This window comes from Larkinella humicola (assembly GCF_008727875.1).
Classification (GTDB): domain Bacteria; phylum Bacteroidota; class Bacteroidia; order Cytophagales; family Spirosomataceae; genus Larkinella; species Larkinella humicola.
This window is the reverse complement of sequence record NZ_VTWS01000012.1, coordinates 82,103-97,873: the sequence shown is the minus strand read 5'-3', so window position 1 is coordinate 97,873 and position 15,771 is coordinate 82,103. Positions and strand designations below refer to the sequence as shown.

The following is a 15,771-nucleotide window of genomic DNA, read 5'->3' as shown; positions in this document are numbered from 1 at the left end:
CTTGCGTCAGCCACCGTAAACCGAATACCGTAAACGGAAAACCGTAATCCGTTAAAGCTGTATCTCCTCTTTCACCAACACCTCGGCCAGCGCCACTTTCAGCCGGTTTTCCTCAGCTTCGGAAAGGGCTTGCAATGGCGGCATCACGGTGGTTCCGCACAAACCGTATTCCTGCATCAGCACTTTCAGCGCCCACAAAGACTCGCCCAGCGTGCGGCCACCCTGGTAAAGATGGCCGAACGCGTCGGATTGGTTCTGGTGATAATAGGCTTTTGCCGCATCGCCTGCCTGAACGGCTTTTAGCATGTCGCGGTAAATGCCCGGCAACAGATTGCCCGTACTCGGCACCAGTCCATCACTCCCCGCCAGCAAAGCGTCTGCCGACCGGGCCGCCCAGCCCATGAAATGGCTAAAATCCGGACGACCAGCCCACAACGCCAGGGATTCGGCCAGGCGGTCGGCGTTTCGTTCTGAATCCTTGATCCCGGCGATATTCGGGTGGTAGCTCAATTCATCAATGACCGCAACCGGAATCGACATGCGGGTGGTCGCCAGAATGTTATACATGATGAGCGGCCCGTTGAGCTGGTCGGCCAACTGCTCGAAATACCGCTTCATCTGTTCGTCCGATAAGGTGTAATAGCAGGGTAGCGTAGCGGCCACCGCATCGACGCCCAGATCGAAACAATAGTTGGCAAAGTCGACCGATTCCTCCAGGCAATTGGACGAAATGCCCGCGTACAAAACCGTATCGGACGTCTTCAACCGGGCCGCAGCCTTGACGTAGGCTTTTTTCACCGACGCCGAAAGGGAAGTCGCTTCGCCCGTGGTTCCGAGCACAAACGGCATGGAGGCATGGGCCCGCAGGTTCGCCAGCATTTTCTCGACAGCCGCTTCATCCAGTCGATAGGCTTCGGTCAGGGGCGTCACCAGCGGAACCACTACACCCCGGTATTTCTTTTTCATGCTCATAGCTAGTAAGCGGCTGTATAGATGGCCATCGCATCCGCGCGGGTGATCTCCCGCGGGTTATTTTTCAGTAAGCGGGTAATTTTCAATGCATCATCCGCCAGTTGCGGAAGGGCTTCTTCGGGAATCCCAACATCCCGCAACCGGGCCGGAATCCCGCATTCCTGAATCAATTCTTTTATTTTCTGAACCCCGTTCGCGGCCGTTTCGGCTTCATCCCGCCCCCGCTCACACCCCAGCGCCACGGCCACTTGCGCGTACCGCGAAACCGCAGCGGGCGTATTGAATTCCATGACGTAAGGCAACAAAAGTGCGTTGGAAAGACCGTGAGCCAGGTGAAACTGACTCCCCAGCGGATAACTCAGCGCATGAACACCCGCCGTATTCACCGGCCCCAGGCAAAAACCGCCCAGCAAACTGCCCATCGCCACCTGCGTCCGGGCTTCTTCGTCCGCGCCGTTTTTCACGGCCTGCACGATGTTGGCGGCAATTAGGCGCATCCCTTCAAACGCGTAGAGGTCGATGAACGGCTGGGCAAATCGATTCGTATAGGCTTCCAGGCAGTGCGTCAACGCGTCAATGCCCGTAGCCGCCGTGATGCCCGAAGGAACACTTAGCGTCAGCAACGGATCGACGTACACAATGTCCGGCACGAGAAACGGGCTGATGATGCCTTTTTTCTGGTTATCCGCATCGTCCACCAAAATCGCGTTGGGAGAAACCTCACTGCCCGTTCCCGAGGTCGCCGGAACACAGATCAGTTTCTTCCGTCGTCCGCTCAGGTTACCGATGCCGAGCATGTCCGGGAGCGTCTGGTCATTTTCCAGTTGAGCCGCCACCAGTTTGGCCACATCCAGCACGCTGCCCCCGCCAATGCCCAGCACCACATCGGGATTGAACGGCAATGCGGTTTTCATCAGCGCGTCGAAATCTGCAAATGACGGCTCCTGTACAATACTCGTATCAATTTTTACGACTATCTGACTGGATTCCAACGCTTCCACCAGATTTTTCAGCGCCCCCAACAGCGGACTGATCGTGATCAGCAATACGTTGCGGGGTGATAACTGAATTACCTCACCGGCCAGATTCCCCAGCGAACCCTTGCCAAAAACCAGTTTCCCGGGAAAGTGTATGGTTAATTCCTGCGTCATTCGTTCCAGGTTGCTACTCTTTCGTGTTCTCTTTTGCGACGGGTGTGGCATATCCCTCCAGCGCGGGCCAGACGCCGTTTTCAATCGGTCGTGCCTTCATTTTGGCCGGATCGATCACCGCGTGTTTGATTTTCTGCCGACGCCAGGTGTAAATCACGTGAATCAGGCCATCACTCGTCTGAATGACTGACGGATACGAATACTGGCTGATGGGCGAATCTTCCAGTATTACGGCGGCCGACCAGCTTTTACCGTCGTTCGAAACCGCCAGATTCAATGGCGTCCGGGGGCCTTTCGCCAGATCGCCGGGTGGTAGAACGTGGTTATACACCAGCACCTGCCGACCGTCTTTCAACGTGACGGCGTCGGTGCCCGAGTTGTTGTTGGGCAGGGCCGTTTTGGCCAAAGGTGACCAGGTTTCGCCGTTATCGGTCGACCAGGATTCCACCAGGGCGCGGTCTTTGCTACGCGCCAGAATCTGAAGTTTCCCGTTGCCGTAGGTCAAAATGCTGGGCTGAATCGCGTTCAGGGTTCGGCCATCGCTGATCGGCCCAATCTTTCGCCAGGTTTTGCCAAAATCCGGGGTGACTTCGAAATGGAGTTTCCAGCCGTCGACTTCGGTGCTGGTCGGGCAAAACAAATTGCCGTTGGCGAGCAAAACCGGCTTGTTTTTGACCGGCCCGATGAAGCCGTCGGGCAGCGGTTTTGCGGCTGACCACGTACGCCCGCCGTCGGACGAGGTTTTCAGCCAGCCTTTCCACTTGGACGGGCTGGGACCGATTTTGTAAAACAGCATCAGGTCGCCTTTCGGGATCTGGTACAAAACCGGGTTCCAGCAGGCATACCGGAGCGAGTCGTTTACAATGCCGTTGGCCACGTTCTGCGGAGCCAGCCACTTGCCTTTTTCCTGCCGACTCACCCAGATGCACACATCCGGATTCCGCTCTTTGGTGCCGCCAAACCAGGCCGACACCAAACCGGTCGGGGTTTCGGCGATGGTGGCCGCGTGGCTCTCCGGGAAAGGCGGTTTTTCAACTACAAATTCATCGACCACCAGCCCCGATTGCCATTTGGTGAGTTGCGCTGAAGCTTTCGTGAATAAACACAGAATGGCAAAAAAAACTATATATAATCGTCTCTTTATCATGATTTTATTCGGATTACAAATCCTTGACAGATGGGGTCGGGATTGCAAATCCCGACCAGCACTCCAGCAAACGTTTACTTCTTCCCGGCGGCTTTTTGGGCCTTCAATATGGCAGTATAGTTGTTATACATTTCCCGCCAGTTTCGGCCGTTGGCGTTGAGATACTGCTCGGATTTGGTTTTGTAGATCTCGAAAATGGCCGAGATTTCCTTCATGCTTTTGTAATCCACGGCCTGTTCGCGGGCCTGTTCCATGAATCCCAGCAGCGTTGCTTCTTCCTTTTCGGTGATGTTTGGCACGATGGCCCGGTAGCCATTCATCGTGAAAGCTACTTTTCCAATCGTGTATTTATCCAGAATAGCCGCTACCTGATTCTTATCCAGCTCCTTTTGCAAACCGCGCATCAGGTTCTGGTGAACGGTTTCGGGCATGGCCGAATCCGCAATGAGCTGCCGGTCCAGTTCGGAGAGCGGTTTTCCGGTTACCGGATTGATGCCCGCCGGAACCGTGCTGAACGGATGCTCATTGTGCCAGTCGCGAACGGCTTGTAAATGAGTTGCCACGACCTTGGTCAGCCGGTTTTCTTTTTCCGCATCGTTCAGGTTCAGGGACGCAACCCAGTCGGCGGCTTTCTTTTCCTGCTCGGCGTCCGATTTTACCTTTGCTTCGGCCACGGAAACCGCTGGTTTGGCGGGTTGTTCCTGGCCGAACGCTTGGACTGTGGCGGTAACAGCAACGGCCAGAAAAAAGCGTTTTAACATTGTATTCATTTTGTTTTTTGGTTAATTCCAGACGGTAGAAACCGTTAAAACGGTATTATTCGATCATTCACTCCGGCTTGGCAACGCACTCGTTTTAAAGGTTTTGAGGATAAAAACCGCTTCCGGTTGCAGCTCGCCCGCTTTAGGCACATCGAAATTCTGATCAGTCGGCGTGTCGGCATCCGGGAAACGACGCACCCCGCCGGTTCGGAAAACGACCCGCCGAAACGAAGCGACCGGCGCAAAAAACAGGCGGTTTCCTTTCGGCTGGCCGTTGACAAAGGCCACGAACATCCGCTTGTCGCGGTCCAGTTCGATGCGCACCACCACCGGTTTTCCGGCTTCGTATTTCTGAATCTGCGAATCGCGGTAGCCGACTTTGGCTTTGAAAAAACCGTCGGCATCGAACAGCAAACGAACGGCGGCATTGCCTTTGGCATCCTGAAATTCAATCTGCAAACTGCCTTTGTCAGCCTGCTGCGGCACCACCGCAAACTCGACCGCCAGCTTCGTCGATTCGGGAATCACACGCTCGGCTTTGGCGTAATCGAACGGATCTTTATCCCTCAAAACCAGCGCTTTACTTCCGTCCACGGACTCTATTTTAGCCGAAGCGAAAACCGGGCTGTAAAGATTCCAGAATTTCAGTTCATCCCCGGCCGGCAATTGGGCGAAGATTTCATTGGGGTGCGTTGTCACCTGGTCGGTGATTGGCACCGGTATTTTCGACACCCAGATGTCTTCCTTGTTCATGCTGTAGGTCACCCACAACGAGCCGTCGGGCGGGGTGCCGTTGCCTTCCTCAATGCCCCGAACGTACTGCGGCCCGTACGACTTGTAGGCTCCGCCGTAGCGCATGGTCGTGATTTCGCCGTTCACCAATAGCAGGTTGGTGTAGTTCAGCCCGTCTTTGCTGGTCGAAACCGCCAGCGGCCAGCGAAATTCCGAGGGATTATAGACCGTCGCGTATTGCCCATCCGTCGTTTTCTGCCCCCAGATTTTGGCGTTGCTGTTCACAAAACCGGGTGCCCGCAACGGGTTATACAACCAGGTTTGCCCCTCGTCCGGGCTGATCGTCGTCAGGGCGTGCTTCCACAATCCCACGACGCGCTTGTCCGGCAAATGGTAATAACTGAAGGCTTTCACTTCTTTTTTGAGTGTAACCAGTGGGTCGTTGCGGTCGGCTTCTTCGATCCATTGCTGCATCATCAGCGTGTTGGCCAGCAGCTCGTTACAGGCTTCCACAAAGCCTTTGTCTTTCGAGCTGGTATAGAACGGGTAGGCCGATTTGGTTTTGTCCCAGGACGCATTATTCCGGATGAAATAAATCGGTCCAAATTTCCCATCGGCGTAGATTTCCCGAACCACGCGGCCAATGCCGTTGCCATCGTTCGGATCGTCTTTCGGCCCCATCACAATGCCGTAAAAAGCCAGGGTCAGCAGCCTTTTGTTTTTCGCCACGAAGAAGCCCATGCGTTGGTGCATCACCGCGTACAGATCTTTTGCCACCTCGGGGCGACCCGGTTTTTTCCAGCCATCCGGCAGTTTATACGGCGGAAAAAGAACTGTAGGTTTCGTCCAGTTATAACCGTCTTTCGAGGTCAGCAGCAGCGTTTGGCCCGGCGGTTCGTGTTCGCCCACCGGATTGCTGAGGTATTGCAGGTAAAACGTGTTGTTCCAGTAGGCCAGCATCGGCGCATGGTTGTAGGTCCAGTGGGTGCCCCCGGCCAACTCCGGGTGCTCGCGGTTCGCCCGAAACACCTGCATGTTATGCACACCCACCGCCGGACTCAACTGCCCGTGGTGGTAATCGACGTTGGAAAGCGTTTGCCCCACGTAGCGCACCGTGTCCTGCGCGTGAACGTGGGTGAGGAAAAGTAAAATAGCCCCCAACCCCCTAAAGGGGGCTTTAAAAGCCGACTTTTTTAAAGTCCCCTTTAGGGGGTTGGGGGCTATTTTACTTTTCATAATCCCTTGCTCTTTTTAACCCAGATCACTTCCGCGCCTTCTGTCGCCTTGCTCAGACTGACCACACTTCCCCCCTTGATCCCCTCTTTTGATTTCACGATCTGACCGGTTTTCGGGTGTATGGAATGTACGGAAAAAGAACCGGCGGCTTTGGTCAGGTCGAGCTGAACCGCCCCCGCCGATTCGGTATAGAGGATATAGCCGGTTTTTTCGTTGCCCATCGCCCACTGACCGGCCGGTTTCTGCGGTACGTCAACAGGTTGCATCTGAGCGACATCCGCCAGAAACTGCGGGTCGGCCACCACCGGAAGATTCGGCATGGAGCCGCCCGCCAGCAAAACCGCCCAGGCCAGGGCATCGGCATGGTCTGCCGCGTAGGTGACGGCCTTGTCTGGAAATTTCCGGTGGTAGTCCCGAACCGCCCGGTAGACCTGTTCGAACGAACTTTTTTTCGGATGCAGCAAGCGGGCGTGTTGCCGGGGAGCCAGATTCTGACCGCCAGCGGGGGCATAAACCGTGCCGTCGGCCTGGTAATGCCAGTACCGGATGTCCACCAGATCAATTACGGAGGCCCGTTTGGTATCCGCCAGAATCGCGTCCTGAACGTCTTTGGTTGTGCTTAGGCCGACGACGGCTTTCTGGCCGGTTTCCTTTTCCCATTCGCTGATGGTATCGATCCAGAACTGCACAAACGACAACGGCCCGGTAAATTCGGCACCAATAAGCTGAATGACTCCTGAATTCGTCGCGAAATTGGCGAGACATTGGCGAATGTAGGCCCGGTGCAAGGCCCGCCGAACGGGGTGCGAAACGTCGTAAAACTGTTCGGCCATGAAAATCCGTTTGTCACCCGCATACGGAGCCGGTTCCGGAAAACCGGTCTGGTTGATGTTGTTGACGGGTCGCCAGGGAAAATCGGCGTAGTGGGCACCCGCTTCGATGATGTTGTGCTGGAAATAGTTCTCGTGTATCAGCGTCAGCCCTTTCTGATCGGCCAGATCGGCAAACTGCTTCAGTCGGCTCCAGTACCAGGGATTGTATTTCGTCAAATCATATTTACTGAGTCCATCCCAGGCGGTTTCCCGGCCGCTGCGGGCAAACGGCAGTTCGTAGAAAGGCGGCCACACTTCGCCGTCCATCCGCCGAATGCGTTCGTGATCGTCGCGCCGACGGTCGTACCAAAGCCCGTAATTGTGGTCGATGGCCACGGTATTTTCGGCCTTCATGGAATCCGTCATTATCGCCAGATCATCCGTCAGGCCAAGGCCCGTCATGCCCGGAACGAAGCGGGTGATGTGCAGTTTGGCATTCGCCAGTCCGTGGGGCCGCGCGCTGCCGTTCCACCAGGGCACTTCCTGCCGCCGACCAGCGACCAACGTACTTCCGCGAACCAGTTTTCCCTGCTGAATCTGCATCGGCTCGGCTTTGGCAAGAGCGGTTTCTTTCGGCAGGCCAATCGCGTCGATTGACTTTACTTTCGTAGCCGTCGGAATGGGTTGCCGTTGACTGGCTGCCGTGATAAAATCGTACAATGTTGGAGCCGGATTCACGGCTTGTTTGGTTAGGGCTGCGGCCACTTCCACCTTTGGGCTGCTGGACGCTTCGGATTCGACCGGCAGCAGAATCGTTCGGGCCGCAACGCCATCGCCCAGCCGGTCTTTGAGTTGGGCGTAATACAGACTCCGGGGCTGAATGTGCTCGTTCGACAGGTCCCAAAAACCGTCTCCGGCAAACTGCGCCCAGGTGCCGAACGCCCAGTTTTGGGCTGTGGGCGGCTGGTAGCACTCCACCCGCGCGGCTGTACATTGCCAGAAAACGCTGTTGGCGGCATTCCAGCCCGCGCCCTGTCCGTCCTGCCCCAGATTGGAAAACCGTAACGCATTTCCGTCAATATTGACCAGATCGAACAACACGCCCGACGCCCAGCTATCGACGCTCCCGCTGAAACTGAAGGGCAAATGTGACTCGCACTGCACAAACGCATTCGGCCCGGCACTGCAATAGCCGACCGCAAAATCATGGTAGCCGTGTTCGGCATAAAGCCGCTGGCACAGAATCTGTTGGCCCCGAACCAGGAACGTATTGCGCCGTTCGCCCCCGATTTCTGAAACCGGTTCCAGCGACTGGCAATCTTCCACTGTAATGCGTTTGGCGGTTTCCTGAACGAAGACGGCGGAACCGGCGAAATGCCGAAAAACCACCTGCCGCACCCAGGCATCCTGTACGTTTTCGAGCACAATCGCCATCCAGCGGTGGTCCTCGTCTTTCGGATTCGCTTTGTCGTACGAGGAGATAAATTGCAGGTTTTCGACACCCGACTGCGCAATCCGTCCGGGCCAGGTGTAGCGAGCTATCGTTCCTCCGCCAAACGCCGAATCCAGCGCGGTGGTCAGGGGCGCATCAAGAGTAAGTTCAGAACCGTTGACTGCCGTAATCTGCCGATCCCAAACCAGATCGCGTTGACCCGGTTTCCAGCCCAGCGACGTGATGCCCCCCCCGAAATGATCCGTTCCCAGTTGCTGAATCCACGCTTTGGTGGATGGCCGTCGAATCTGCACGAAGTCGCCGACCTTGAAAGTCGTCGGTTTTCCAGCGTGAATTTTCAGCGCATTGACTGGTACGTAGCCGTCCGTAATTGGCCCTGTTTCGGCGGTTTGGCGGTCGCTTTTTCCGGAAATCGTCAGCAGGTTATCGCGGCTGAAACCCGTTCCCAAAATTGTCGTTCCACCAGTTCCCATGCCGCTCCCACGCAGCACAACGCCCGAAGCGGTTATTTTCAAATGGCCCGACACTTCATGAACGCCTTTATCAAGCAAAACCGCCCCGCGAAAACCGTTCGCATTGATCGGCAATGTGCTTACATAATCAATGGCAGCCTGGATTCGCCGGGTGGCATCGCCTTTTCGGAACGGTACGACTACCCGTATGACTATATCAGGAATCGACTGGTTACCAGCCTGATACCCACAATACGAGAAATCGGAAATTCGATTTCCGCGTTCGTCAGGCTCGTAAACCAACCGCCCTTGTGGTCCCGGTGCAACCGGCTGCTTTTTGACCGGTTTCGACCCCTGCGCACACACCGCTCCGAATCGCCAAAAGGCGAAGAAAAGGGAAAAAAGAGCGATGAAAAGGCTGGGTTTATACACGGTATTGGAATTTTGCCCCCAACCCCCTAAAGGGGATTATATAAATCTGGATTCTCAAAGCCCCCTTTAGGGGGTTGGGGGCATTCTTTACGTTCTTGGCCGCACCTGCTGCACCGGAACGACGCTATTCAAATAGTCTTCGATGCTCGTATAGCCGTCCTTGTTTTTGTCCAGGCTGGCGTCCGACGCGTCTTTTGGGTTCAGGCCGTTTTTGGTTTCCCAATCGTCCGGCATACCATCTTTATCCGTATCAAGGTACGGTTTTCCGGTGTATTCGGGATAACCGCCCACCTGACTGATGTCGGTAATGATGCCATTTTTGTAGGAATCGATGGGCAGACGACGGTGTTTGAACTGCGTTTCGGGCAGTTTCACACCTTCTTTGTACGTAATTTTGCCGGTTCTGACCTGTTCCACCACCCGAACATCGACGGGGTCGCGTTTGGGCAGCGTTGCTCCGGCGTTGGCCAGCACGTAGTCATAGGCTTTCGCCGTCGGCAACAGGGTGATTTCGGGCATGGGAAGCGGTTTGTCCCATTTCATACTGGCCGTGTATTTTCCGGCATTCGCCAGGTCTTCCACCTGAACCCCGCCATCCCAGTTGTCTTTCGTGACTTTGTCGTTTCCTTCCACAATGTTCCCGTTGACATACGCCCGGCCAAAGGTCAGATAACCCAGTTTGCTCCGCCCCGCTTCGGGTTTCAAAATCCGGTGGGCGATGGGCGAATCCTTCGGCGTTTGCGGGCCGGGTTTGTAGTAGTTGTTGATCATGTTGTACATCGCGCGGTAGTCGCCCCCGTCGGTGGACCGATGCACCCAGTTGAAGATCACGTTGTTGGCAAAGTTGAAGATTCCATACCAGCCAATCGACGGATTCCGCCCCGCATTATCGGCCCAGAGGTTGCGCATGAACGTACAATTTTCGCCCCCGAGCGTGCTGCCAAACGAGTGGTTCCAGGTGTCCAGTGCTTCGGAAAAAATCGAGTTCTGAATGGTAATATTGACCGTCGGCAGCTTGTCTTCGGCCGCCTTCCCGGTGCTGTCGTTGTACATATGGCGGTACATCGACATGTTTTCGTCCAGCCCCCAGCTCGCCGAAACGTGGTCAATCATGATGTTGCCAATCGGGTTGCCGCCAATGGAATCGTCGCGACGCCCCACGTAGGTTTCGCCCCGCCGGAAGCGCATGTACCGAATCACGACATCGTGCGTGTTGATCCAGACCGATTCGCCGGCCACGCAAATCCCGTCGCCCGGTGCCGTCTGGCCCGCAATCGTAATATACGGTGCTCTGATAATCAGGGGTGTTTTCAGTTTAATAATCCCGGCAACGTTGAAAACGATGGTTCGCGCTCCCCCCTGCTCACAGGCGTCCCGCAGCGTGCCGGGCCCCTGATCTTCCAGGCTGGTCACCACGTAGACTTTACCGCCCCGTCCACCAAACGTGAAAGCTCCTCCGCCCTCGGCACCCGGAAAAGCCGGGATGCTGGCCTGGGGCAAATCGACGGGTCGGGCCGCCCAGGGAATATACGGTTTTCCCTCTTTGGCTTCTTTCTCAATGATCGGCAGGGCTTTTTGCCAGGCGATGTTGGATTGTCGGTTGGCTTCCCTGAGCAATTCGTCACTTTGCTTTTGAACATCCGCCGGAATGGTGGGATATTGGGCAAAAACCAGTGGCGGTCCGAAAAACAGAGCCCCTAAAACAAATACCGGAATCAGTCGCTTTTTCATGGAAAAGGGTTTCTTTCAGGTCGTTATCGTATTCAAAAACAGAACATTGACTGAAATTTGAGTACACTATGGCTATATGCTATACCTAATCTCAAAATAAGGCTAAAAAAACCAGCCATCCCTATATCATTTTCTCGGCAATGTATAGGATATTATCATTCCCAAAAAGACCGGACGGCTCCTTATCAGTACCGCCATTGAATCCAGATAAAAACCGGTCTCACCCCTACTCGACCCGTATGGAAACAATCCGTTAACGATCGGTTGAGTTGAATCAATCCGTATCTTCGTGACGACGAGCGTCATTCCGTCTTCGTTTTTGTATGTCCGGCGAGGCAGTGCTGTTTATTTACCTGGGTTCGGTGGGGTCCATCCTGATCCTGAATGCCGTTCAGTGGAGTTTTTTCCGGGACTGGGTCTACGGTTTGTTTACCCTGCAAACCTTGATCTGGTTCTCCCATTCGGTCTTTAACCGACTCTCCGGCGAGGACATTCCCCTGAGCGAATCGCAAAACATGGCGGTTTATGTGGCCGAGTATGGCTTGAGCCGCATCCTTTATCTGGGGCTGGTGTATGGTCTTTTCAATTTGGCGCAGGCTCCGCTCCGGCTAACACGCGGGCTGCGGTGGGCACAATTCGGGCTGGGGTTATTTCTGGTGGCGGAAGTCGGTATGATGCTGCTGGAGGAACACTGGCACATGTCGCCACCGGGGCGGTTTATGACGATCATTTACTTTGGGTTGCTAATGAGCACTAGCCTGGTGGGTGCCTGGATTGCGTCTCGTCGGCGCGATGCGGTAGGCGGTCTTTTCGTCTTTGGTAGTGTGCTGCTGCTGGTCAATGAGGGCAACAACCTGTTTTATTACACCGGTTATCCCTTGCCGCTGTCAACTGATCCCGCCGATGTTCAGGTCCACATCCGGATGCTGGGGGCCAGCCGCATCCTTCAACTGCTTTGTTTTTCGCTGTGCCTGGTGTTTCGCCAGCGGCAGCTTGCCGTGGCCGAAGCGGTCGAGCAAACGCGCCGGGCGGAGCAACTGATTCAGCAAAGGCTGGAAACTGAACTGGCCGTTCGGCGGCTGGAGCAGGAAAAAACTGACGTTCAGCTTCGGGCGTTACAGGCGCAGGTAAACCCCCATTTTCTGTTCAACAGTCTCAACTCGCTGTCGTCGTTGATCGACGAGCAACCGCAGCGGGCCAGTCAGTTTGTCGACCAGTTGAGTCAGGTGTACCGGTATCTGCTGAAAGCCAATGAGCAATCCCTGACGACGCTGGAAAGTGAACTTGGTTTCATTCAGTCGTATGCCCACTTGCTCAAAACGCGGTACGGCGCGGGCTTGACGGTAGCCGTGCAGATTGATCCGGTCTATTCGTCGTGGCTGCTGCCCTCGCTGACGCTTCAGTTGCTGGTCGAAAACGCCGTCAAGCATAACGTGATTCTGGTCACGAAACCGTTGCAGATCGACATTTTCACGGATGAGCCGGGGTATCTGGTGCTGAAAAACAACCTCCAGCGCAAACGGACGTCGGTTCTTTCCAACGGGGTCGGCCTTTCGACCATTCTGGCGCAGTACCAGAAACTCAACCAGCCTACGCCGGAGGTGAGTGATGCCGAAAACACATTTACCGTTCGGATTCCCCTGATTAACCCCATTACGGAACCCGTTCAGCCGGTTAGGCCCTGAGCTTCGCGGTTTCTGGAAACAACGAAGCTTACAGGAGTTTATCCGGCGTAATCGGCAGTTCCCGAACGCGTTTGCCGGTGGCGTTAAAAACCGCATTGGCCACGGCCGCAGCCACCCCGACAATGCCGACTTCACCAATTCCCTTCACGCCCAGCGCATTAGACGCCCGGTCGTCTTCCCGAATAAAAATCGCTTCCATCGCTCCGATATCCAGGTTAGCCGGAACGTGATAATCCCCGAACGAGCGGGTGACAAAATTCCCCCAGCGTGGATCAACCACCGACTCTTCGGTTAATGCCATCCCGATGCCCCAGACGTTGCCGCCAATGATCTGGGAGCGGGCGGTTTTCGGATTCAGGATTTTACCGGCACCGGTTACGGCCAGAAAACGCGTTACCCGCACCATGCCGGTGGCAATGTCGACCCGCACTTCGGCAAAATTGGCATTGAAGCTGTGGGACGAGTATTGATCGGCATTGGCGGGCGGTTTGGCATCGACCCGGGTCTGGTAATCGGCTACGTTCTCGGACACCATCAATTGCGCAGCCGTTGGGCGAACAAAAAACTGTTTGCCGGATTTGGCAATCAGTTCATCCGTTAGTTTTACGCAGGCATCATGCACGGCATTGGCATAACTCGACGCGCCCACCGACCCCACCGCCCCGGCGGCTGGCGGCAAATCCGAGTCGCCGAGCTTTACGGTAATTTGATTCAGCGGCAAACCCAGCGCATCGGCCGCCGTTTGCGCCAGAATCGTATGCGTTCCCGTTCCCAGATCCGCAGCCGCCAGTTCAACACGGGCCGTGATGGCATTGCCTTTGCGGTTGAGTGATACCCGCGCCGAACTGGGTCGTTGGTGGGCCGGGTAGGTTCCGCAGGCGACGCCGTATCCGATCAGGAAATTACCCTGCTGATTCTGACGCGGTTCGGCCTTCCGTTTTTCCCAGCCAAACGCTTTGGCTCCTTCCTGCAAACACTGCACCGTTGTGCGCGACGACCAGGGCTTGCCATTGGACGGATCGCGCGTCGGCTCGTTTTTCAGCCGGAATTCGATCGGGTCCATTTTAAGCTGATACGCCAGTTCGTCCATGGCCGACTCCAGCGCAAAACTACCCGTGGATTTCCCCGGACCGCGCGTATAGGTCGGCAGAATCAGATTCATCGGAACCACCCGGTAGGTAATCAGCGAGTTGGGAACCTCGTACATGATTTTCGAGCAGTCGCCACACGGTTCTACAAATTCGTTTTCAATGGCGCAATGGGTAGTAGTTTCGTGGGCGAGTGCCGTCAGCTTCCCGTCTTTGGTGGCCGCCAGACTCACTTTCTGGTGGTTTTTTTGCCGCAAACCCACCGAATTCACCATCTGCTGGCGGGTCAGCGCGAGTTTGACTGGACGGTTCACCACTTTGGCCGCCACCGCCGTCAGCACCAGATTCGCCCACTGGCCACCCTTCGACCCAAAACCCCCGCCGATGTACGGCGAAACGATTCGGACATTTTCCGGTTTGATGTTGAGGGTAGCCGCAGCCGCCATTTGCGCGCCGTTTACGATCTGCGAACTGTTGTAGAGAACCACGTTCTCACCCTGCCATTCGGCAATGGTGGAATGAGGTTCCAGCGGGTGGTGGTGTTCGATGGGCGTTCCATAGACCGCTTCCACCTTGAATTCCGCGTTTTGGAGAGCCGCTTTGGCGTCGCCCCGCTTCGCGTCGGCCTTCTCTTTGTCTTTTGGCAACACGGCTTCCTTCGAAAGCTTCTCAAAATCCACCCTGGGTTCGCTTTTGATGTACTCCACCTTTACCAGACGGGCCGCGTGCCGGGCCTGTTCGTAGGTTTCCGCCACCACCAGACCGATGTGTTGTCCGTGAAACTCAATTTTCGGGCTTTGCAGCAACGCTCCGCCCCGAATACCGCCATCGATTTTGAGTTTCGGCGCATTTTTATGGGTAATCACTGCCAACACACCGGGCGACTTTTCCGCCGGGCCGGTGTCGAGCGAGCGAATTGTTCCGGCAGCAATCGTGCTTTTAAAAAGGACGGCGTAGGCGATGTTCTTCACCGGATAATCAGTCGCATAGGCGGCTTTTCCCGTCACTTTCAAAATCCCGTCGATGCGACTGACCGGCGTACCGGTCACTTTGTTTTTCTCCTGCATGAAATTGATTCAGTATACGATCAGGACCGGTTTCCGGTTAGAGCCACTTGCAACGCCCGGACCATACTCCGCTTGCCGAGTTCCACCTTAAACGCATTGTGTTCCAGCGGTTTGGCATCCGCCATTTCGGCCTCGGCGGCCCGTTTAAAATTCGCTTCAGTAGCTTCCTGACCCACCAGGAGTTGTTCGGCTTTCAACGCCCGCCAGGGCTTGTGGGCCACCCCGCCTAGGGCGATCCGGGCCTGCACGATCCGGTTGCCGTCCAGTTCCAGTGCGGCCGCGACTGAAATCAGGGCGAAGGCATACGAAGACCGGTCGCGGACTTTCAGGTAGTAGGATTTTTCGGCAAAGCGGTTTTTCGGCAGTTCAATGGCCGTGATCAGTTCGCCCGGCCGGAGGTTCGTGTCGATTTCGGGCCGGTCTTCCGGCAGGCGGTGAAAATCCGCCAACGCAATGATCCGCTCCGGTCCGCTGGCACTCCGAACTTTAATCACGGCATCCAGTGCCGCCAGCGCAACGGCCATGTCCGACGGATGAACGGCAACGCATTTTTCGGACCAGCCGAAAATCGCGTGCATCCGGTTAATGCCTTCGCGGGCACCACACCCTGGCTGTTCGCCCGGTTCGCGTTTGTTGCAGGGCATGGCCACATCGTAGAAATACGGACAACGGGTTCGTTGCAGAAGATTGCCGCCGTTGGTGGCCATGTTCCGAATCTGCCCGGACGCCCCCGCCAGAATCGCCTGTGCGAGCAGCGGATAGTGTTGACGGATCAGCGGATGATTGGCCGCGTCGGTGTTTTTCCCCAGCGCCCCGATGGAAATACCGATTTCATTGGCGCCATCGGTGAGCGGTTTGATCTGGGTAAGGTTGAGCCGGGTAATGTCGATCAACTCTTCGGGCCGCTCCACATCTTCCTTCATCAGGTCCAGCAGGTTGGTTCCGCCCGCCAGAAACCGGGCGTTGGGTTTTCCGGCCACACTGTTGGTTGCCGAAGAAATATCAGAAACGGTCGTAAATTTAAAAGGTCTCATGGGTGCGGGGTTTGTCCG

Annotated in this window: 10 protein-coding genes; 1 reads left to right on the top strand and 9 read right to left on the bottom strand. The window is 55.7% G+C overall.

Going from position 1 to position 15,771, the window contains the following annotated elements:
• Positions 1–51: 51 nt before the first annotated feature.
• From F0P93_RS29730 to F0P93_RS29700, 7 genes are all read right to left on the bottom strand, one after another.
• Positions 52–966, bottom strand: a complete 915-nt coding sequence (locus F0P93_RS29730; RefSeq protein ID WP_225309707.1) for a dihydrodipicolinate synthase family protein — start codon at positions 964–966, stop codon at positions 52–54.
• Positions 967–974: 8 nt separating this feature from the next.
• On the bottom strand, positions 975–2,123 hold the full coding sequence (locus F0P93_RS29725; RefSeq protein WP_150881432.1) for an iron-containing alcohol dehydrogenase: 1,149 nt from the start codon (positions 2,121–2,123) through the stop codon (positions 975–977).
• 13 nt (positions 2,124–2,136) lie between these two features.
• Positions 2,137–3,270 carry a sialidase family protein gene (locus tag F0P93_RS29720; RefSeq protein ID WP_150881431.1) on the bottom strand — a complete coding sequence of 378 codons (1,134 nt, stop codon included), beginning with the start codon at positions 3,268–3,270 and terminating at the stop codon, positions 2,137–2,139.
• A 74-nt stretch (positions 3,271–3,344) separates the two neighbouring features.
• Positions 3,345–4,040, bottom strand: coding sequence for a DUF3826 domain-containing protein (locus F0P93_RS29715; protein WP_150881430.1), 696 nt, complete (start codon positions 4,038–4,040; stop codon positions 3,345–3,347).
• Between the two features lie 54 nt (positions 4,041–4,094).
• The gene (locus F0P93_RS29710; RefSeq protein WP_225309706.1) at positions 4,095–5,999 is read right to left on the bottom strand and encodes a sialidase/neuraminidase family protein; all 1,905 of its coding nucleotides are present in this window, start codon (positions 5,997–5,999) and stop codon (positions 4,095–4,097) included.
• A complete protein-coding gene (locus F0P93_RS29705) occupies positions 5,996–9,148 on the bottom strand; it encodes a DUF6298 domain-containing protein (protein WP_150881429.1) in 3,153 nt (1,050 codons plus the stop codon). Before F0P93_RS29705 ends, F0P93_RS29710 begins: the two co-directional genes overlap by 4 nt.
• A gap of 87 nt (positions 9,149–9,235) precedes the next feature.
• Positions 9,236–10,879, bottom strand: a complete 1,644-nt coding sequence (locus tag F0P93_RS29700) for a pectate lyase family protein (RefSeq protein ID WP_225309705.1) — start codon at positions 10,877–10,879, stop codon at positions 9,236–9,238.
• Between the two features lie 323 nt (positions 10,880–11,202).
• Here F0P93_RS29700 and F0P93_RS29695 point away from each other — a divergent pair, with 323 nt between their 5' ends.
• Entirely contained in the window at positions 11,203–12,564 is a 1,362-nt protein-coding gene (locus F0P93_RS29695) for a sensor histidine kinase (RefSeq protein ID WP_225309704.1), read from the top strand.
• Between the two features lie 28 nt (positions 12,565–12,592).
• On the opposite strand, the gene F0P93_RS29690 is transcribed toward F0P93_RS29695, so the two are convergent.
• On the bottom strand, positions 12,593–14,719 hold the full coding sequence (locus tag F0P93_RS29690) for a xanthine dehydrogenase family protein molybdopterin-binding subunit (RefSeq protein ID WP_150881428.1): 2,127 nt from the start codon (positions 14,717–14,719) through the stop codon (positions 12,593–12,595).
• A gap of 20 nt (positions 14,720–14,739) precedes the next feature.
• On the bottom strand, positions 14,740–15,753 hold the full coding sequence (locus F0P93_RS29685) for an FAD binding domain-containing protein (protein WP_150881427.1): 1,014 nt from the start codon (positions 15,751–15,753) through the stop codon (positions 14,740–14,742).
• Between the last annotated feature and the right edge of the window lie 18 nt (positions 15,754–15,771).